The sequence below is a fragment of the Archangium gephyra genome, assembly GCF_042230915.1.
In the GTDB taxonomy this organism is placed as follows: Bacteria; Myxococcota; Myxococcia; order Myxococcales; family Myxococcaceae; genus Archangium; species Archangium gephyra_B.
In genome coordinates this window covers 9,094,403-9,113,803 of sequence record NZ_CP102578.1, presented here as the reverse complement: position 1 = coordinate 9,113,803, position 19,401 = coordinate 9,094,403, and the positions used below count along the sequence as shown (strand labels likewise).

General features: G+C 69.8%; 16 protein-coding genes. 9 read left to right on the top strand and 7 right to left on the bottom strand.

From position 1 onward, the window contains the following. Positions 1 to 25 precede the first annotated feature (25 nt). Positions 26 to 1,507: an Ig-like domain-containing protein gene (locus NR798_RS35785; RefSeq protein ID WP_375767033.1), complete on the top strand. Its 1,482-nt coding sequence runs from the start codon at positions 26 to 28 to the stop codon at positions 1,505 to 1,507. A 31-nt stretch (positions 1,508 to 1,538) separates the two neighbouring features. On the opposite strand, the gene NR798_RS35780 is transcribed toward NR798_RS35785, so the two are convergent. Beyond that, on the bottom strand, positions 1,539 to 2,402 hold the full coding sequence (locus NR798_RS35780) for a hypothetical protein (protein WP_375767032.1): 864 nt from the start codon (positions 2,400 to 2,402) through the stop codon (positions 1,539 to 1,541). Positions 2,403 to 2,419: 17 nt separating this feature from the next. After that, entirely contained in the window at positions 2,420 to 3,658 is a 1,239-nt protein-coding gene (locus NR798_RS35775) for a hypothetical protein (protein WP_375767031.1), read from the bottom strand. 229 nt (positions 3,659 to 3,887) lie between these two features. On the opposite strand from NR798_RS35775, the gene NR798_RS35770 reads away from it, so the two are divergent. The 4 genes from NR798_RS35770 (at position 3,888) to NR798_RS35755 (ending at position 9,166) form a co-directional block, all read left to right on the top strand. Then, positions 3,888 to 6,203, top strand: a complete 2,316-nt coding sequence (locus NR798_RS35770; protein ID WP_375767030.1) for an ArnT family glycosyltransferase — start codon at positions 3,888 to 3,890, stop codon at positions 6,201 to 6,203. Then, a complete protein-coding gene (locus tag NR798_RS35765; RefSeq protein ID WP_375767029.1) occupies positions 6,200 to 7,117 on the top strand; it encodes an ABC transporter ATP-binding protein in 918 nt (305 codons plus the stop codon). Before NR798_RS35770 ends, NR798_RS35765 begins: the two co-directional genes overlap by 4 nt. 2 nt (positions 7,118 to 7,119) lie before the next feature. Then, a complete protein-coding gene (locus tag NR798_RS35760; RefSeq protein WP_375767028.1) occupies positions 7,120 to 7,920 on the top strand; it encodes an ABC transporter permease subunit in 801 nt (266 codons plus the stop codon). Between the two features lie 184 nt (positions 7,921 to 8,104). Beyond that, positions 8,105 to 9,166, top strand: a complete 1,062-nt coding sequence (locus NR798_RS35755) for an SPFH domain-containing protein (RefSeq protein WP_375767027.1) — start codon at positions 8,105 to 8,107, stop codon at positions 9,164 to 9,166. A gap of 135 nt (positions 9,167 to 9,301) precedes the next feature. Here the strand turns inward: NR798_RS35755 and NR798_RS35750 are convergent, their stop codons facing one another. Continuing rightward, positions 9,302 to 11,209 (bottom strand): chromosome segregation protein SMC, encoded by a 1,908-nt coding sequence (locus tag NR798_RS35750; protein ID WP_375767026.1) that lies wholly within the window; start codon positions 11,207 to 11,209, stop codon positions 9,302 to 9,304. A 30-nt stretch (positions 11,210 to 11,239) separates the two neighbouring features. Here NR798_RS35750 and epmA point away from each other — a divergent pair, with 30 nt between their 5' ends. After that, on the top strand, positions 11,240 to 12,226 hold the full coding sequence (gene epmA / locus NR798_RS35745) for an EF-P lysine aminoacylase EpmA (protein ID WP_375767025.1): 987 nt from the start codon (positions 11,240 to 11,242) through the stop codon (positions 12,224 to 12,226). 8 nt (positions 12,227 to 12,234) lie between these two features. Continuing rightward, positions 12,235 to 12,903, top strand: a complete 669-nt coding sequence (locus NR798_RS35740) for an inorganic pyrophosphatase (protein WP_375767024.1) — start codon at positions 12,235 to 12,237, stop codon at positions 12,901 to 12,903. Here NR798_RS35740 and NR798_RS35735 read toward each other — a convergent pair. Beyond that, a complete protein-coding gene (locus tag NR798_RS35735; RefSeq protein ID WP_375767023.1) occupies positions 12,900 to 13,595 on the bottom strand; it encodes a TonB C-terminal domain-containing protein in 696 nt (231 codons plus the stop codon). The two genes, NR798_RS35740 and NR798_RS35735, sit on opposite strands and share 4 nt — an antisense overlap. A 510-nt stretch (positions 13,596 to 14,105) precedes the next feature. Between NR798_RS35735 and NR798_RS35730 the strand changes: the two genes are divergently transcribed. Together NR798_RS35730 and NR798_RS35725 are read left to right on the top strand one after the other, a co-directional pair. Further along, positions 14,106 to 15,557: a nicotinate phosphoribosyltransferase gene (locus NR798_RS35730; RefSeq protein ID WP_375767022.1), complete on the top strand. Its 1,452-nt coding sequence runs from the start codon at positions 14,106 to 14,108 to the stop codon at positions 15,555 to 15,557. Positions 15,558 to 15,575: 18 nt separating this feature from the next. Continuing rightward, positions 15,576 to 16,547 carry a nicotinamidase gene (locus tag NR798_RS35725; RefSeq protein ID WP_375767021.1) on the top strand — a complete coding sequence of 324 codons (972 nt, stop codon included), beginning with the start codon at positions 15,576 to 15,578 and terminating at the stop codon, positions 16,545 to 16,547. Between the two features lie 3 nt (positions 16,548 to 16,550). On the opposite strand, the gene NR798_RS35720 is transcribed toward NR798_RS35725, so the two are convergent. From NR798_RS35720 to NR798_RS35710, 3 genes are all read right to left on the bottom strand, one after another. After that, positions 16,551 to 17,618, bottom strand: a complete 1,068-nt coding sequence (locus NR798_RS35720; protein ID WP_375767020.1) for a C45 family autoproteolytic acyltransferase/hydolase — start codon at positions 17,616 to 17,618, stop codon at positions 16,551 to 16,553. Between the two features lie 105 nt (positions 17,619 to 17,723). Further along, positions 17,724 to 18,095: a DUSAM domain-containing protein gene (locus NR798_RS35715; protein ID WP_375767019.1), complete on the bottom strand. Its 372-nt coding sequence runs from the start codon at positions 18,093 to 18,095 to the stop codon at positions 17,724 to 17,726. A gap of 579 nt (positions 18,096 to 18,674) precedes the next feature. Beyond that, complete coding sequence (locus NR798_RS35710) at positions 18,675 to 19,394, bottom strand: helix-turn-helix domain-containing protein (RefSeq protein ID WP_375767018.1); 720 nt, start codon at positions 19,392 to 19,394, stop codon at positions 18,675 to 18,677. Positions 19,395 to 19,401 lie beyond the last annotated feature (7 nt).

Sequence of the window (19,401 nt, the reverse complement as noted above, 5' to 3'; positions counted from 1 at the left end):
ATCCTACCTTCGTGAGGAGTCCAACTTGGTCGTTCGTTCTTCCGTGAATCCGTCTCTCGCGCACGGTATTTCGTCCCGCGCGCGTTCCTGTTTGTCGGTCGCGCTGCTGATTCTGGCCTCTTGCGGAGGTGAGCCCGCGCCCGCCCCGGCTCCGGTGGCGCACGTCGCTATCGCTGCTCCAGCGACGCGGCAACTCGAACGCGGCCAGGCCCTTCAGCTGAATGCGAGCGCGCTCGACGCCGATGGGCAGGCCTTGACGGGCCGGGCGTTCCAGTGGAACTCCTCGAATGCGGCGGTCGCCGAGGTGGACGCGGCGAGCGGCCGGGTGACGGGCCGTGGCCGGGGGACGGTCACCATCACCGCGAGCTCCGAGGGACAGTCCGCTTCGACGGACTTCACCGTGGTCATCCTCTATCGCTCGGTCACCGCGGGTGAGCTCTACACGTGCGATGTCGGCAGCGGCGGAGTCGCGGAGTGTTGGGGACGAAATTCCTTAGGGGTGTTCGGAAGCGGCGATGAGACCTCGAGCGCATCACCGGTGCGCGTGCAAGGGGGTCATTCCTTCGCGATGGTCTCGTCGTCCGCGCTTCACGGCTGCGGCCTCACTCCAGAGGGAAAAGCATATTGCTGGGGATCGAATAGCGTCAGCCAGCTCGGAAACGGAACCCGTCTGCAGGCGATGACGCCGGTCGCGGTGGCAGGCGGTCATGTCTTCACCGCGATTACCGTTGGCGATGATCATTCTTGTGCGCTCACCGGCTCGGGTCAGGCGTTCTGCTGGGGAAGCAATTCCTTTGGCCAGCTCGGAACGAACACCACCGACACCGAGCTCGACGTGCCGACGGCAGTGGTCGGAGGCCTGACGTTCAAGAGCCTCAGCGCTGGTGGCGACGTGACCTGCGGAATCACCACCACCCACGCGGCCTATTGCTGGGGCAGCGACGTGAACGGAAACCTCGGTGACGGGGGAGACATTGCATACAGCACCACCGCGCTCAGCCGTGTTCCTGTCTCCGTCGCCGGAGGACATTCCTTCGCGCAAATCAGCGTCGGCCGTCGGTTCGTCTGCGGCGTCTCGGTGGAGGACGTCGGCTATTGCTGGGGCCGGAACGACGTGGGCCGGCTGGGCAACGGCACCGAAGATCAGTCCGCGCCCAATCCGATTGCCGGGGGCCTTCGGCTCAAGCAGGTGGCGGCCGGCGGTACCCATGGCTGCGGGCTTGCGACGGATGGGAAGGCCTACTGCTGGGGCGCGAACAACTCGGGTGAGCTGGGCGCCAGCTTCCCCTCGGACCTCAGCCGCGTACCCGTGGAGGTGAGCGGAGGGCTCTTGTTCTCGGAGCTCGCCGTTGGACGCAATTCAGGAAGCGCACATTCGTGCGGCGTTGGCGCGGACCGGCTCTCCGTGTGGTGTTGGGGCCGGAACGACGAGGGCCAACTCGGCAATGGTACAACCGCGACGACACGCGTCGACGCGCCCGTTGCGGTCGCCGGACAGCGGCCATAGCTCGGGACAGGTCACTCCTCCGCGGGCGTCCTCACCGCGCGCTCCAGACGCGCACGGTGAGCCCCAGGCCCGCGGACCATTCGTCCACCCGGCCGACGCCCGCATCCGCATGCACGTGCGCCGCGGAGAGCCGCAGCCACACCGGCTGGTCATTCACGGCGATCAGGAGCCGCTCCAAGCCCACCTCTCCGCGCGTCCGGAAGCGCATGCCTCCGTCGAGCCCCACCGTCCACCCGGCGAGCCCCGTGACGCGCGCCACCCACCACCCGTCCTCCGTCTCGTAGCCCGCGTCGAGCAGGAGCGTGGTGAAGGGGGACAGCTCGTGTACCGTGCCCTCGCGCGAGCTGCGCAGCATGTGACTCGCGGCGGGCCCCAGGCCGAGCCACACCCGCGCCGTGCTGGCCCGCACCGGATCCAACAGCAGCGCGGCGCGCCCCGTCTCCAGCGTCCAGCCCGGCCCCTCCCAGACGCGCCGCTCGTAGTGTCCCAGGCGCATCGCCAGCGTGAGGTCGAACGGGAAGGGAATCCGCACGGGGCGCGCGGTGGGCACGAGGATGAAGCCCTCCTCCAGGTGGCGGCGCAGGTTGCCCTCGTAGAGCGTGGCCGTCAGGCCCAGGCGCGCGGTGCCGCTCCGGGCCCGCGTGACGAGCAGCCGGTGCGTGTTGAGCCAGGGCGTCCCCTTGCTGCGGCTGGTCCGCTCGGTGCGCACGAGGATGCCGGCGTGGAACTCGGGCGTGACCGCTCCGTCCTGCACGGCGGGCGCCGTTCCGAGCAGCAGCCCGTTGCCCGGGTCGAAGCAGATGGGGAAGGGCTCGCCGGCCTCGTCCGTGCGCAGACAGTCCCCTCCCTCCCCGGCGGCGCCGGCGAGCAGCAGGGCGAGCGTGAGCGCGAGCATCCCGGCCTTTCCTCAGCTCAGCGAGGGGCCGCCATGGGCGCGGAGCGGCGGGCGGGCGCCCACAGCGAGAAGCGCAGGCCCATGTTGGCGGACCACTCCCAGCCGGGCGGCTCGTCCGCGAGGTCCGTCCGCCACTGGCCCCGCCCATCGAGCACCAGGCTCAAGGGCTGGTCGTTGATGGCCAGGAGGATGAGCTCGTAGCCGGCGCGCACCCGCAGCCGCTCCGGATGGTGCGGACGGCCCCCCACCTTCTCGTCCAGGAGGAGCTTCTCCGCCTCGGCACCGAAGGTGAGGTGGTGGAAGCCATTCGGGTCCAGGGTGAAGTTCCCCTCGACGACGGCGCCGGGGACGAGCGCGAAGAGGCCGTGCGTGCGGTCGTACTCCAGCGACGGCCCGGCGCGCACGCGCACGTACGAGGCCAGGTCCCTCGAGTGCCAGAGGTCCAGCGTCAGGTGCCCGCCGACGAAGGTCCAGAAGATGTGGTCGATGCCGCCGCGGCGCAGCAACTCCAGCCGCAGCACCTCCAGCCACCCGCCCATGTCGAAGGTGAAGTCCGAGCGGCGCGGCTTGCCGAGAAAGGTGGTCACCCGGATGGGCGGCTTGTCCTGTCGGACGTTGGTGTCGTAGCGCAGCACCGTGGTGTCGAACGACGACTGCTCCCCGAGCACCAACTCCGTGTCCAGCACGGTGATGCGGCGCATCATCTTCTGACCCTCGGGGAACTCGCTGATGATGCCGAAGTCCAACCGGCCCCGGGACAGGGCGCTCGGCTCGCCCGAGCGCCACAGCGGCGCCCACGCCCCTCCCAGCCAGACGCGCCGGTGCAGGTCGAAGTTGAACTGCATCACCCGGCCGCGCTCGTCGCGGTACCAGCCGGGAGGCGCCTCGGCGAGGGCGGGCACGAAGGTGTAGCCCTCGGCCACGCGCTGGCGGAGCTCCTCCTGGGGCATCTCACGGCAGACCGCCGCACGCTCGAGGGGCCGGTCGCTCTCCGTCCCGTCCGCTTCCAGCTCGTTCTCGGGCACGGCGAGGCAGCGCCGCGCCTCCGCATCGCACTGCAGCCGGTAGCGGCCCGAGGGCACCTGGGGCGAGGGCCCGAGCGAGGCACACGAGATGAACACCCCAAACCTCAAGGAGGGCAGGGGGGCCTGCGGAGGAGCGAGCGTCACGGTGCTGCCGGTGGGGGCTGACTCCCGGGGGGCCTCGGGGCCTCCGGACTGCGAGAGCAGGAGGGCGAGGAGCACGGCCGTCATCATGAGCTGGCCTCCGAGAGGGCCCCGCGGCGTGCGGGGAGGGCGGGTCCGGTGGATTCAAGCCGCGTGCCTCTCGCCTGGGGACCGGCCCGGCGAGAGGTGGGGGGGGCGGCCGGGAGTGAAGTCCCCGGCACGCTGAGCGGCGGACTGCACGATATCAGGCTCTGGCGGAGGTCGACCGGGGAGGGTGGCGAGGATATAAGTCCGCGACCCACGCCCGGAGCGTGGGCCCATGCGGACGGAGGCGTCTTTCCCCGTGTCGAGCAACGGAGCGCAGCAGCAGGAGCCGCAGACCTTCACCGAGGCCGTCCTCGGCAAGGGCATCCACCAGGAGTCGTGGGCCAGGCGCTGGATGGCGCTGGAGCCGACGCTCCGCGTGGCGTTGGCGACAGCGGCCTTCGCGGCGCTGCTCTTCATCCCCTACCTGGGGGCGGTGGGCCTGTGGGACCCCTGGGAGACGCACTACGGCGAGGTGGGCCGCGAGATGGTCCAGCGCCGCGACTACGTGTACCCCTTCTGGGAGAGCGCGTGGTTCTTCTCCAAGCCGCCGCTCACCATGTGGATGCAGGCGCTGGGCATGCAGGTGGTGGGCTCGATGCGCACCGAGGGCGCCCTGGGCCTCTACACCGAGTGGGGCATGCGGCTGCCCTTCGCCCTGCTGAGCATCGCCGCGGTGTCGCTGCTGTCGCTGGCGGTGGCGCGGGTGGTCAACCGGCGCGCGGGCCTGGCCACCGGCTTCGTGCTGGCCACCATGCCCCTCTACTTCCTGCTCACCCGGCAGACGGTGACGGACACGCCTTTCGTCACCACGCTGGTGTGCGCCATGGCGTGCGCGATGATCGGCCAGCTGGACGACTCCACGAAGCACCGCGCCGGGTGGTGGTACGCCTTCTACGTCTTCGCGGGCCTCTCCACCCTGGCCAAGGGCCTGCTGGGCGTGGGCCTGCCGGCCGTCATCCTCGTGCTCTACGCCCTCTTCGCCGTCATCCCCTACGACGCGGCGAGCCTCAACGCCCACCTGCGCTGGCTGCTGGAGGCCCCCTTCCGCGCCGAGGTGCGCGAGGGCAAGCGCCCCATGCCCGTGCTGTGGGCGCAGATGTACAAGATGAAGCTGGGCACCGGCATCCTCGTGTTCTGCGCGGTGGCCGTGCCCTGGTACCTCGTGCTGTGCCTCTTCGACGGCGTGGACGACGAGAGCAAGCTCTTCTGGTACCGCTTCTTCATCCACGACCACCTCAACCGCCTGAGCGCGGGCGTGCACACCACCACGCCGGGTGGCACCTTCATCTACTTCATCGAGCAGGGCGGCTTCGCCATCTTCCCCTGGGTGGCGCTGGTGCCGGGCGCCTTCGCGCTGGTGTCCCGGCTGCGGCCTCGCTCGCACGACAAGGCGGAGCAGCTGGCCCTCATGGCCACGCTGTGGGTGGCCTTCTCCTTCACCCTGCTGGCCTCCTCGGCCACCAAGTTCCACCACTACGTCTTCCCGGTGCTCCCGGGCATGGCCGTCCTCATCGCCCTCTTCGTGGACCGGCTGTGGGAGGAGGGCATCTCCGCCCATGCGATGAGCCTCGTCTTCGGGCTCGTCCTCTTCCTCCTCGTGGGCCATGACCTGGCCAACAACCCGAAGAACTTCACCGACCTCTTCGTCTACAACTACGACCGGCCGTACCCCACCGAGCTCGTCACCCGGCCCATCGCCATGTTCGTCTCCCGCCCGCTGTGGATGGGGGACTTGCTGACGCTGGTGCTGCTCTCGGTGGGCGCCTACCTCGCGGTGGGCGTGTTCTCCGAGAAGAACGGGGGCTCGGTGTACGCGCGCACGGTGGCGCTGCTGTGCCTGGCGGCGGGCGGGGCCTTCCTCGTGCCCATGGCCCTGCGCGGCGCGGTGGCCGCCACCCCCATCCTGGGCGGGGCCCTGTTCCTCGTGGGCGCCTGGGTGGCCTGGCAGGCGTACCGGGCCGGAGAGGAGTCACGCACCGGATTGTGGGTGCTCGCCGCGGCCCTGTTGCTGGGCGGGGCCATGGGCCTGGTGCGCACCGTGCGCCTGCCGCCCGCGAGCGACTCGCTCCTCAAGTCCCTGTCCGAGCCCGTCAACGTGAAGATGGCCCTGGGCTTCGTCTTCACGGTGGCCGGGGGCCTCGCGGTGGTGGCGGCGCTGCAGCGCTCGCGGGTGATGCTGTACGGCACCTTCTGGGCGCTCGCGGCCGGCTTCGCCCTCTGGTTCAACTGGGGCCACTGGGTGGACCTGTCCCACCACTGGACGCAGCGCGACCTCTTCTGGCGCTACTACGCCCAGCGCAAGCCGGACGAGCCCATCACCGCCTTCCTGATGAACTGGCGCGGCGAGACGTTCTACTCGCGCAACCAGGTGAAGCAGATCCGCGAGGCGCCCAAGCTCAAGCCCTTCGTGGACCAGCCCGGCCGCGAGTGGGCGCTGGTGGAGCACAACCGGCTCGGGCTGCTCAAGCAGGCCGCGGGTGCCGAGAAGACCGTCACCGTCATCGACCGCGACATCAACAACAAGTTCATCCTGGTAACGATCGATTGAGCGGCATCTCCGTGCAGGGACTCGCCAAGCGCTTCGGCACGCGCACGGCGGTAGAGGGGCTGGACTTCGACGTCCGCCCCGGTGAGGTGTTCGGCCTGCTCGGTCCCAACGGGGCGGGGAAGACGACCACGGTGCGCATGCTCACCGGCCTCCTGCAGCCCTCGGAGGGGGAGGCCCGTGTCTGGGGCCACTCGGTGCGCACGGACGGCGAGGCCCTGCGGCGCGTGGTGGGCCTGCTCACCGAGCAGCCCGGGCTCTACGAGCGGCTGAGCGCGCGAGACAACCTGCGCTTCTTCATGAAGCTGCACGAGTTGGACGAGCGCCAGGTGTGGCCGCGCGTGCAGTCGTACCTGGAGCGTTTCGGGCTGGCGGGCCGCGAGGACGACGCCTGCGGTGGCTTCTCCAAGGGCATGCGGCAGAAGCTGGCCATCGTGCGCACGCTGGTGCACGACCCGAAGGTCATCTTCCTGGATGAGCCCACGAGCGGCCTGGATCCCGAGTCGGCGCGCACGGTGCGCGACGCGGTGGCGGAGCTGGCGGCGGAGGGACGCACCATCGTGCTGTGCTCGCACAACCTGGCCGAGGTGGAGCGCTTGTGCACGCGGGTGGCGGTGGTGAAGGGGCGGCTGCTGGCGATGGCTCCGGTGAACGAGCTGCGGCGCACGGGCAGCGCGCTGGAGGTGAAGGTGGAGGGCGAGGCCGGACGTTACGTCGAGGCCCTGGCCGCGCTGCCCTTCGCGCCCAACACGCTCGCCGAGGGCGGGCGGCTGCGGGTGATGCTGGCGGACGAGGCACAGGCCCCGGACGTGGTGGCGTGCCTGGTGGGGGCGGGAGCGCGCGTGCGCAGCGCGGTGCCGGCCCAGCGTCCGCTCGAGGAGGTCTACCTGGAGCTCATCCGCGAGGGGAGGGTGTGAGCATGGCGTTTCGTCCCCGGCGTGCCTTGGCCGTCTTCTGGAAGGACTTCCTGGACCTGCGCAGGAACCCGGCGCTGCTGCTGGCCATGGCGGCGCTGCCCATGGTGCTGGTGGTGGTGCCGATGGTGGTCGTCTGGACGTACGTGCGCGATCCGAGCGACCCCAACCTCCGGGTGATCGCCCTCTACTACGACCCGGGCCTGCCGCTGAACGCCAACGCGGGACGCTTCCTGGTGGAGCGCACCCTGCTGGACTGGTTCGGCATGTTCCTGGTGATGCCGGTGTTCGTCCCCATCCTCATCTCCTCGCAGAGCGTGGCGGGGGAGAAGGAGCGGCGCACCCTGGAGCCGCTGCTGGCCTCGCCGGTGACGGCGGTGGAGCTGGTGGCGGGCAAGAGCCTGGCCTCGCTGGTGCCGGCGATGCTGATTACCTGGACGGCCTTCGTGCTGCTGTGCGTCGGCGTGGACGTGGTGGCGTGGCCGCTGGGGCAGGGGCTGATGATGCCCAACACGGTGTGGCTCTTCGGAATCCTGGTGCTGGCGCCGCTCTTCGCCTTCTTCGGCAACGGCGTGGCGGTGCTGATCTCCGCGCGCGTCGCCGAGGCCCGTACCGCGCAACAGCTGTCCGCACTCATCGTGCTACCGCTCGTGGGGCTGGTGGCCGGACAGGTGGCGGGCTTCCTGAACGCCGGGCTGGCGTACTACGCGGTGCAGGGAGTGGTGGTGCTGCTGCTCGATGCGGTCCTGTTGTGGGCCAGTATCCGCCTGCTGGACCGGGAGCGGCTGATCAGCCGGTGGGGGTAGCCGGGCGGACGACGGCATGCCGGGTTGACTGGCCAAGGGTGCGGAACCTCTGGCATGTTCCAGGGGGCAGGCCGGGGGTGGTGCGATCGGCGGGCATGCAATGGGCCCGGTCGCTATGCGTTAGAGGGGTAGGCGGCGTGGCTCCCGGTAGTCGACGCGGTCTCTAGGAGGCGACGAAAGCACGATGGGATTCTTCGGTACGATCAAGGACGAGGCGCAGCGCAATTTCATCGCGCGTGCCGATGAGGCGAAGGGCGAGATTGTCTACAAGTATCCGGAGAAGAACATCCGGATGCTCACCCAGCTCACCGTCGATGCCGATGAGGTCGCCCTCTTCGTGAAGGACGGAAAGGTGGAGGGCAAGCTGGGGCCGGGGCGGCACCAGCTGGACACCAGCAACATCCCGTTCCTGTCGCGCTTCCTGGAGAAGTTCACCGGCGGCAACATGTTCATGGCCGAGGTGTTCTTCGTCTCCACGCGCGAGTTCACGGGCGTGAAGTTCGGAGGCCCCATCGGTGACGTGCGTGACCCGGAGACGGGGCTGGGCATCGGCACGATGGTGTACGGCGACTTCTCGGTGCGGGTGACGGAGCCGGAGAAGCTGGTGGTGGGCCTGGTGGGCATGGGCCGCACGAGCAACGCGGACTTCCTGGGCTGGTTCAAGGGCCAGGTGCTGAAGGTCACGCGCGATCGCATCGCCGAGTTGCTGGTGAAGAAGCGCTGGCCGCTGCTGGACGTGACGAGCGGCGCGTACACGGAGGAGATCGAGACCGAGGTGATCGCGGGCCTCAAGCCCCACGTGGACACCTACGGCATGACCGTGGTGCGGATGGGGAACTTCCACGTCAGCATCAAGGAGGAGGACGAGGCGACGCTGAAGAAGCTGTCGAAGGACGTGGCGTACTCGCGTCTGGCGGGCGGCTTCCAGCAGTACGCGCAGGGCCAGGCGATGCTGGGCGCGGCCGAGGGCATGGCCAAGGGCGGCGACGGCAGTGGCGCTGGCGCGGGGCTGCAGGGCATGGGCATGGGCATGGGCTTCGGCATGGCCCAGATGTTCACGAACCAGCAGCAGCAGAATCAGCAGCAGCACCAGCAGCAGCAGCAGCAGCCGGCTCCCGCGGCGGCGCCCGCAGACACGCGCAGCCCGGCGCAGCGGCTGAAGGAGCTGAAGGAGCTGAAGGACGCGGGCGTGCTCTCGGATGACGAGTACAACGCCAAGCGCGCGGAGCTGATGAAGCTGCTGTAGCTCCCAGCTTCACCGCGCCCCCACAGCCCCCAATATCCCCTCTCCCCCGGGAGAGGGACGGGGTGAGGGTGCCGGAAACCACGAATTGTACCCCGAGGCCTCCGTCCGTGTTTCCGGGCGGAGGCCTTCGTGTTCCTACCGCCGGGACTTGTGTCCGTGTGCCGGGCGGGAGCTGCCCTGCTTCCTGGACGTCGTGGCCTTGGAGTTCTTGGAGGCGCGGGCCTGCCGGGTCTGGGGCTTCCGGACCTTCGAGAGGGGCTTCTTCGCGGCGTGCGAGGCCGCCGAAGTGGGCTGGGGCGCGGGGGCGGGCTCGGCAGCGGGAGCCGCGGGAGCCGCCGGAGTGTTCTCGGGAGAAGCCGGGGCGGTGGGACTCGGAGCCGCGGGTGGAGCCACGGCCGGAGCCACGTTCTCGTCGCGGGCGTCCAGCTTGATCGGGACGCCCAGGGTGGTGCCCAGCCGCAGCAGCAGCACGTCCGGGGCGATGCCCGTCTCGCCCATGGCCTCGGCCACCTCGCGCGCGGAGAGCCCGTTGCCGTGGGCCCACAGCCCCTGGAGGAACCTGCCAGCCTCGGGCGCGTGCCACCAGGAGGGGCCGAAGCGCGCCTTGAGCTGGCCCTGGAGCTGGCCCGCGAGGAACCACGCGCGGAAGCTGTCCGCGGACTGGAAGAAGTCCTCCTGCTCCACCAGGTAGCGCGCGACGTCGTCCTGGGTCGCGGGCATCTCGTCCACGCGCTCGAGCATGGCCTTGTACAGCTCGCGGGCGTCCACGGCCTCCTCCTGCCGGTGCAGCGCGAGCTGGTACAGCAGCCGGCCCGCGGCGCGGCGGATGAGGAACAGCTTGTGGGCGCTCGTGGCCGCCAGGTACGTGGAGCGGTCCTTGCCCGTCAGCCCCGCGTGCTCCTCCAGCCACACCGGGTCCTCCGTCAGGTCCTCGAAGAGGGCCGCGTACGCCTCGGTGACGGTGGGGTTGCCCAGCTTGGCCAGCTCGAAGCGCGGCTCCTTCGTGTACGCGTAGTGCAGCGCGTGGCCGAACTCGTGCAGCAGCCGCGACTGCTCCAGCGCGCCCTCACCGGGCCGCACCGACAGCCGCACGTCCCCGGGCACCTCGATTCCCAGCGACAGCGGGCGCGGATTCTTGCGCTTCACTCCCTCGCGCGCGTCGATGCGCACGTTCTTCATCCCGCCCAGGTCGATGCCCATCCCCGACAGGGTGCCGTGCGCACGCAGCAGCAGCTCGCCCTTGGGGAAGAAGCCATCCACCTCGCGAGGGCGGAACAGCCGCGGCAGGTCCGCCCGGGTGAGGCTCGTGAAGGGCACCGCCAGCTCGCGCTGGGCGAGCCGCTCCATCACGTCCTTGTAGGGCGCCTCGGTGGCCTCCAGCACCTCCTCGGCCAGCAGGGCCAGCCGGCCCAGGTCCGCCTGCCGCAGCTCGCCCCCAAAGGCCTCGTAGGAGGGGTAGCCCAGCTCGCGCACCAGCTCCTTGGTGCGCTCCTCGCGCCGCTGGATGAGCGGGTTGAGCCGCTCCAGCGCGGGCGTGGCGGCGGTGTAGAGGGCCTGGCGCTTGGGCGCGCTGCGCTCGTTGGCCAGCAGCCGCTCCAGCTCGCCCCAGCGCACCTGGCGGCCGTCCACCTGGAAGCTCAGCGACGCCTCCAGGTTGGCGATGGCGTCGTTCGTCTCGGCCAGCTGCTGCGACAGGTACTCGCCCGCGAAGTGCGACTGGAGCGCGGTGAGGGCGCGCAGCTCGCGCGGGTCCGTGGTGCGCTGGCGCAGCCGGTCGATCTCCCGGAAGTTGTCGAGGCTGAACAGCCCCGCCCTGTCCACGTACGTGGAGGCCACGTCGGCGCGGGCCCCCTCGGCCCAGTAGCCCCACACCAGCAGCTCCTGCGTCTTGAGCAGGGCGGCGGCTTCGGAGGCGAGCCGCGCCACCTCCTGGGCGAGCTGTTGCTCCTCGGTGAGGGGGGGAGGCGCCTTGGGCGTGGTGACGCACCCGCCAAGGGCGCTGAGGCTGAGGGAGAGGACGAGTGCGGGAAGCCTTGGGCGCATGGGACGCGCAATGTAACTTCCGCGGCGCTCATGCCCAATCCAGTCCAGTGGCGCTCGGCCGCAGGCCGGCAGGCGCTCTACGGAGCCCTCCGCCGTTTCTTCACCCAGCTTGGTTACCTGGAGGTGGACACCCCGCTGCTCGTCCCCGCTCCGGGGATGGAGCCCCACATCACCGCCTTCGAGGCGCCCTTCGTCCCCGAGACGGACGTGGGACAGCGCCGCACCCTCTACCTGCACACCAGCCCCGAGTACGCCATGAAGCGGCTGCTCGCGGATGGCGCGGGGCCCCTCTTCCAGATTTGCAAGGTATTCAGAAACGGGGAGGTCTCGAGGACGCACAACCCCGAGTTCACCCTGCTGGAGTTCTACCGGCCCCGGGCGGACTACCACGCCATCATGGCGGACCTGGAGGGGGCGCTGGCGGAGGCGGACCGGGCGGTGGGGGGCGATGGCTTCTTCAGCCGCACGCCCTACGAGCGGCTGTCGGTGCGGGACGCGGTGCTCCGGGAGACGGGCGTGGACTTGCGCGTGTGCGCGGACGGGCCCTCGCTGAAGCGGGCGGCCGAGGCGGCGGGGGTGCGCACGGGGGAGGCCACCAGTTTCGATGATGTCTTCTTCCACCTCTTCTTGCAGAAGGTAGAGGGGAAGCTGGGGTGGGAGCGGCCGACCTACCTGACGGAGTACCCCGCGTCCATGGCCTCGCTGGCGCGGCTCAAGCCGGAGGACCCCACCGTGGCCGAGCGCACGGAGCTGTACGCGCGGGGGCTGGAGCTGGCCAACGGCTTCTCCGAGCTGACGGACGCGGTGGAGCAGCGCGCCCGCCTGGTCGAGGAACAGGAGTTCCGGCGCAACGCGGGCCGGGCCGTGTATCCTCTGGACGAGCGGTTCCTCGACGCGGTAGGGCGCATGCCACCCTCGGCGGGCATCGCCGTGGGGCTGGACCGTATCCTGATGCTGTTGCTGGGCGTGGAGTCCATCTCGGATGTCCTCCTGTTCCCAGCGCACGAATTCGTTTGAGAAGTGACATGGCCACCAAGAAGCCGCAGACGCACAGTTTCCAGGCCCATCCCTGGCATGGCATCTCCCCGGGCGAAGAAGCCCCCGAGACCGTCACCGCCTACATCGAGATGGTGCCCACCGACACGGTGAAGTACGAGCTCGACAAGGACACGGGCATCCTGCGGCTGGACCGGCCGCAGCAGTTCTCCAGCCAGTGCCCCACGCTCTACGGGTTCATCCCCCAGACGTTCTGTGACGAGCTGGTGGCGAAGCGCTGCGCCGAGCGCACCGGCCACAAGGGCATCAAGGGCGATGGGGATCCGCTCGACATCTGCGTGCTGACGGAGAAGGTGATTCCGAGCGGCGCGCTGCTGGTGCACGCGGTGCCAGTGGGCGGCTTCCGCATGGTCGATGGCAACGAGGCCGACGACAAGATCATCGCCGTGCTGGAGTCGGACCTCGTCTACGGGGCGCTGCAGCACGTGGCGCAGCTGCCGACCGCGCTCGTCGAGCGCCTCAAGCACTACTTCCTCACCTACAAGCAGATTCCCAGTCAGGTGAAGCGCTCGGTGGAGATCGTCGAGATGTACGATCAGAGCGAGGCGCACGAGGTCATCAGCCGCAGCATGAAGGACTACCAGCGCGTGTACGGCCAGCCCGCGTCGGCGCGCAAGCCGCGGAGCCGCAAGGGCTAGCGCACCTCGAGCAGCCGCACGCGCTTGTAGAGCCGTCGGTCGAGCGGCATCCGCAGGTCCGTGAGCTTCATCTCCGCGTCGAACTCGATGCTGACGGTGGGCACGGGCGGGCTGATGGAGATGATGAGCTCGATCTGCCACAGGCTCACCAGTTGCGTGCGGCCCTGGAGGGCCTCGGGCGGTGGGACGGGGAGGCTCGCGGCGGCGGCGCGGATGTCGGCGACCGCCTCCCGGTCTATCTGCATGTCGTTGCTCGGGGTGACGAGCTCCACGCTGAGCAGCCGTCCCTCGGTGTCCTGCACCACGCGCACGGTGGCGCGGCGGGTGGCGCGAAACTGCTCCTTCATCTGCCGGCGCAGGGTGCGGCGCGCCTCGAGCGACGGGTCTCCCCCGGGAGGCAGCCGGTCGTAGGCCTCCGGGGTATCCGCGTCGAGCGCCGAGCCCGTGTTCGCGTAGGCCGCGGCCCTGTCCGACCACACGCGCATCCACTCCGCCGAGTTGCCGCGGGTCTGGTCGAGGAAGCCCTTGATGCCCTTGGCGCTCACGGCGCGCTCGGCATCCCAGTTCTTCAGCAGCGACTTGCCCAGCTCGGAGAAGTACGGGTGCACGAGCCCCCGGTCCACCTTCCCCCGGCGCACCCCCTCCATGACCATGTCGGCCACCTTCTCCTCCGGCGTGGAGGGAACGGGCACGCCCGCGTCCGGTACGTCGACTCCTCCGCCGGGGCTCCACGACAGCGACGGCGTGGGCAGAAGCCGTGATGCGCCCAGGCGGGAACCCTCGGCCCGGGGGACGTCCGCACGAGGACTGTCAGCCGCGGGAGGCGCCTCGGTGACGGTGGGGGGCTCGGCCTGGGCTGGTAGTGGTGGCGGCGGTGGTGGCTTCGGCGCCTGCGCGAGGGCGGGCGGAGGGCGGCGGGACGGTCTCGACGGCGGGGGGCTCGGGGGAAGGGGCTTCGGAGGCTCGGGGGGCGGAGCCACCTCCACCTCGACGAACTGCAGCGTCGCTGGGGCAGGGGGCGGGGGGCGCTGCTCCGCGAGCGGGGAACGCCGGACCTCCATCCACAACCACAACCCGGCGTGAAGGCCGAAGCTGAGGAGGAGCGCGAGCAACAGTCGGCGGCGGGAGTCCGGCATTCCAGGGGCGATTCAAGCACCCCTGGCACCCATTTGGTTAGAGTGGAGCCCTGGAGGCAACACCACATGGGGAGTTCGCTGCTCGCGACGGACGGCTACAAGTTCAGCATGGCGGAGGCTGGCTGGCCGCTGCGCCGGGAGACTTTCTACTACTCGCACCGCAAGGGCGGTCAGCAGGTGGTGCCGTTGGACCTGGAGTCCCATGTGCGCGCCCTGCTCCCGGAGCCCACCGAGAGCGACTACTCCTACCTCGCCCGCAACAGCTACGAGATGGGGGCCGGCTTCAAGGCGGCCATCCAGCGCAAGGAGAAGCTGGTCATCCGCGCCATGCCCCAGGGCGCACGCTTCTACTCGCGCGAGCCGGTGTTCACGCTGACGGGGCCCTCGGCGCTGGTTTCGTGGCTGGAGCCGTTGCTGCTGCAGCTCAACTTCCGCATCCAGGTCGCCACGCAGGCGCTGGCGGACCGCGAGGCGGTGGCGAAGGCGCTCGCCGTGCTGTCGTGCGAGGAGGAGAAGCGCATCGCCCTGGAGACGCTGGACGCGGTGGGGGTGAAGCCGGTGCCCATCTCCGTGGACGCCGAGGGCTACCATGCGCGCGTGGTGGCGGTGGTGCGCGAGCTGGTGGAGGCGGTGCAGGACCCGAGCCGCATCTTCGAGGTGGGGCTGCGCGCGGCCACGTGCATGGAGCAGCATGAGATCGCCCTGCGGGCCTGCAAGGAGGCCGGGGTGATGCGCACCAGCAACGTGTACCTGGCGCAGAAGCTGGGGATGATTCCGGTGGGCACCATGGGGCACGAGCACGTGCAGCGCTACGGCGCGGACGAGCCGGCCTTCCGGGCCATCCGCGAGCGGCGGCCGGAGCGCTCCAGCTACCTGCTCGACACCTACGACACGGTGACCTCGGGCCTCCCGACGGCCTTCCGCCTCGTCCACGAGGAGCCCGGAGCGGGGGACTCCATCCGCTTTGACTCGGGAGACAAGAAGAAGCAGTACGTGCTGGCGGTGTCGCGGGCGAAGGAGGAGGGCATCAAGCCGGTGCTCATCCTCGAGGACGGGCTGGACGCGCAGGCCACGCGCGAGTTCGAGGCGCTGCGGACCCAGTACGGCTGGGAGTCCTCGAAGCAGTTCTACGGCTACGGTGGCTTCATCGTGGCGCGCACCATGGCGTGCTCCTACACGCGGGACCGGGTGGCGGCGGTGTACAAGCTGTCGCGCACGGGCCACGTGCCCACGATGAAGTTCGGCAACGAGCTGGCCGAGGGCAAGCAGAGCATCCCGGGCGTGCCGGTGGTGTTCCGGCGCAAGAGCGGCTCGGGGCCCATTGGCCTCATCGGGCAGGAGGGCGAGCCGGTGCCCGAGGGGTACGAGTTGCTCTCCGGCGCCACGCCCGAGACCGCCGCCGCCATCCCCGCCCCTGGCGAGGGGGAGCACCGCGTCGCGTACACGCCGGCCACGCAGGCGCTCGTGACTGAATTGCGCCAGCGTCACTTCCCGCAGGGCCCCGCGCACCATTCTTGAGAGTCCCTGGAGAACGCCATGCCGTTGCCCCTTCCCGAGTTCCATGACGACCAGCGCGTGGGCACGCTGTACCTGGAGCGTGCCGCGCGGGTGACCGAGGAGGCCCGCCGCTACGCGCTGGCCCACCAGGTGAAGCCCGCGCGCGAGGACCGGCTGCGCATCGCCGCCTTCGGCATCGACGTGCAGGTGGCCTTCTGCCAGCCCGAGGCGAGCCTCTTCGTCCCGGGCGCGGTGGAGGACTCGCAGCGCACGCTGCGCTGGCTCTACGCGCACCTGGACCGCATCACCGGGCTGGTGTTCTCCCTGGACACCCACCGCGTCTTCCAGGTGTTCCACCCCGCGTGGTGGCAGGACGCCGAGGGCCGCAATCCCCCGCCAATGACGGTGATCACGTCGGCGGACATCCGCTCGGGGAAGTGGCGGCCCACGCGTTATTCGGAGGAGAGCCTGGCCTACTGCGAGCGCCTGGAGGCCACGGGGAAGTACGTGCTGACCGTGTGGCCGTACCACGCGCTGCTCGGTGGGCTGAGCCACGCGCTGCTACCCGCGATGATGGAGGCGAGCCTCTTCCACGCGGTGGCGCGCGACACGCAGACGCGCTTCGAGGTGAAGGGCGAGGAGCCGCTGACGGAGAACTACTCGGTGCTCTCGCCCGAGGTGACGGAGCTGCCAGGGCGCAAGGTGGGCGAGTTCAACCAGGCGCTCTTCGATCACCTGCTGACGTTCGACCGGGTGTACGTCTTCGGGCAGGCGAAGTCGCACTGCGTGCTGTCGACGCTGATGGACCTGCGCAAGCACATCGAGGCGACGGACCGCTCGAAGATGGGGCGCATCCACATCCTCGAGGACGCGATGAGCCCCGTGCCGGCGCCGCCGTTGGATCCGCTGCCTCCCGGGCTGGACTTCCCGCGCGTGGCCAACGAGGCGATGCGGGCGTTTCGCGAGGCCGGGATGAAGGTGGTGAAGACCACCGAGCCACTGGCCCCGTGAGGCTCAGAGGCTGAACTCGGCGAAGGGCTGCCGGCACGCGGGCCCCGCCGCTACCCAGAGGGTGCGCTGGGCCGGTGCCATCACCACCGTGGCCGCCGTCTCGCGCGGCATGGCCCCGGCGGCGGGCGGCGTGTCGTGCAGACAGATGCGGCCCTCGGGTGCGCCGTGGTCCGTGAGCATCCGCTTCACTGTTTCGGGCGTGTGTTGGCCGTGCCCGGCCGCCACCAGCTCCGTGATGCGCTCCTGGCGCCCGAAGGTGCAGGGGACGTAGCGGTGGGTGACGTCCCGCTCGCGGAAGCGCTCGGACTGGTAGTGGTTGGCGTGCACGAGCACCCCTCGCTCCGGCTGCAGCAGGACGTGCTCCTCGTACGTGCTCTCGATGCCCACCACGTGCCCCTGTGCGTCCGCGAGGTGGTAGTAGCCGAAGCCCCGCGCCGCCGTGATGAGCACCTCCAGCGCCGCGGACAGGCTCGGCTGACGCATGGCCTTCGGGACGTACACGGACAGCGGCACCAGCGAGGCGCACGGCCTCGGCTCCACGAGCGTGAGGTTGGCGCAGTTGCCCACCCCGTCACTGTTGAGGTGGTAGTACGGCGAGCCATCCAGGCACAGCGAGAGCTGCTCGCGCCCGTCCGCGTGGCGGATGCGGAGCAGGTCCATCCGGGCCCCCGGGTTCCAGTCGATCGTCTGTCCGAGGAGCGCCTGCCCATCCGCCGTGGCCTCGCCGGTGAGGGCCATGGAGGTGCACATGCCGCCGATCTGCGCGTAGTTGATGGCCAGCTCCAGCATGCACTGGAGCGCGAAGGTCTCCTCGTAGGAGAGGCCGGTGCCCTCGGCCTGTCCCCGGATGAGCTCGAGCGCCTCCGGGTCGAAGGCGCGCACGTTGGCCTCCAGCTTCAGCGCCGTGCGCACCACGTCCTCCCGCGAGGCGCCCAGAGGGCTCATGGACAGGGCGAGGAAGAGGTTCTCCGCCGAGGCGCGCAGGCTCTCGCGGCATGCCTCTCCCCACTGCTGACCAATCCGCCGAGGCGGCCCACGGCACTCGATAACCCGAAGCGTCTGCGTCGTCATGGCACGCAAGCTACCCGGTGGGCCCGCGCCTCGCTTGAACGGATGCGACACGTCGTAGGTGCTCAGCGTCTCGCGCTACGGGGCTGCTCGAGAAGGGGCCGGGCTCTACTCCCCCAACGCATTCAACTGCGTTTGAGCAATCTCCCGGTACAGCGGCACGACCTCAACGGCTAGCACATCCTCGAACAACTTCCGCGCGCCTTGTACATCCCCGGCCTCCTGACGACGGCTGGCATCCACGATTGCACGGGACAATCGTCGAGAGCCTACGCGGATTCTCCGGGAGATCTTCGCCACGAGGGTTGCCGCGTCAGAGGGAGAGCGGAGGCCCTGTGCGGCGTCATCGTCGGATAGGGCCACTTGCTGGGTTGCACGCCGCAACAGAGCACACACGGCTGCACTGAGCTCTAGCGGTTGGCCCCGCTCAAGCTGTTCCGCCAACGCCCGTACCTCTTCCCAGTCTGTTTCCTCGTTCATGCGTCACGTTCTCGGCTTACACAGGTGAAATGGCCATTGGCGCTGGCCCTCGCACAACCGAAAGCAGGCATGGCAGTCGCCTTTCCAGCGTGGGTTCATCTGACTCCGGCACTGGACGTAGGTGTCCCGGCAGTGCTCCTGCCATCCCTCGTCGGGATCATCTGACTCTTCCTCCTCCCCTTCACCCGCTCCGTCGTCCGCCCTTCGTTGTAGAGCGCCCTCAACTCTCACCCCTGCCTGTATCGCCGCCTCTATATCCGCCGCAGTGGCGCCACAGGCTCCTACGGGATCAAATGGAAACTTCTTGATACAGCACGTCATTGAGTTGTCGCAGTCGGTCAGTCCCACAGCCGCGGTTCCGGCCGAGCAACCCGACACGAGTACAGCCCACAGCACAACCACCCCGAGATAAAGGGCTGAATCCAGGCTCCTCATGCCTCTGAGGCTAGATGCGTGGATCACGGGATGCGAGAAAGCAACAGGGCATGATGGGCTGGTCGCTGCTCACCCGTTCTGTTGGGTTGGTCCACGCTCTGCGGAACTTTCTCCGATCTAGAAGGGGGGCGCACCCACGGGCCCTCAGGCCGGCCGGCGGAAGTCGCTCGGGGTCCGGCCCGTCAGCTCCCGGAAGTCCCGCGTCATGTGCGCGTGGTCGGCGTAGCCAATCTGATGCGCCACCTCGGACAGGGAGCGCGCGGGGTGCTCGCGCAGGGCGGACAGGGCCTCCTGGAGCCGAGCGATGCGCGTGTACGTCCTCGGAGAGAACCCCACCCGCTCCTTGAAGGCCCGCTGCAGCGTGCGCGTACTGAGGTGGAGCGCATCCGCCAGCGCGCCCGGACGCAGCGGTTCCGGCCGGGCGAGCAGATGGCGCAGCGCCCGGTCGAAGCTATCCCCGGGCGGGTAGGGCACCTGGCGCAGCAAGGGGGTGAGCTCCTCGCGCATCTGCTCCGGTGTGCCAGCGGCCAGCAGCCGTTCGCCGAGCGCGTCCAGCGACAGCCCCGCAACCTCGCGCAGCTCCACGGACGCGTTGACCAGCTCCGAGGGGCTGGCATCCACGAGCCGGGGCATCGCCCCCGGGTGGAAGTGCACGACGAGGTAGCCGTGGCCCGCGCGCGACGGGACGTGGATGCTGCGCGTCAGCGGCCCGTAGAGCACGGCCCGGCAGCGCTCGTCCGACAGCTCGAGGAGCAGGTCCACGTTCGCGTCGGGGACGACCTCGTGCTCCTGGGTGATGGAGGCCTCCGGCGGCACCCACAACAGGAACTCCACCCGCTCCCCCAGCGAGGCCGGGGCGGGCATCCAACGC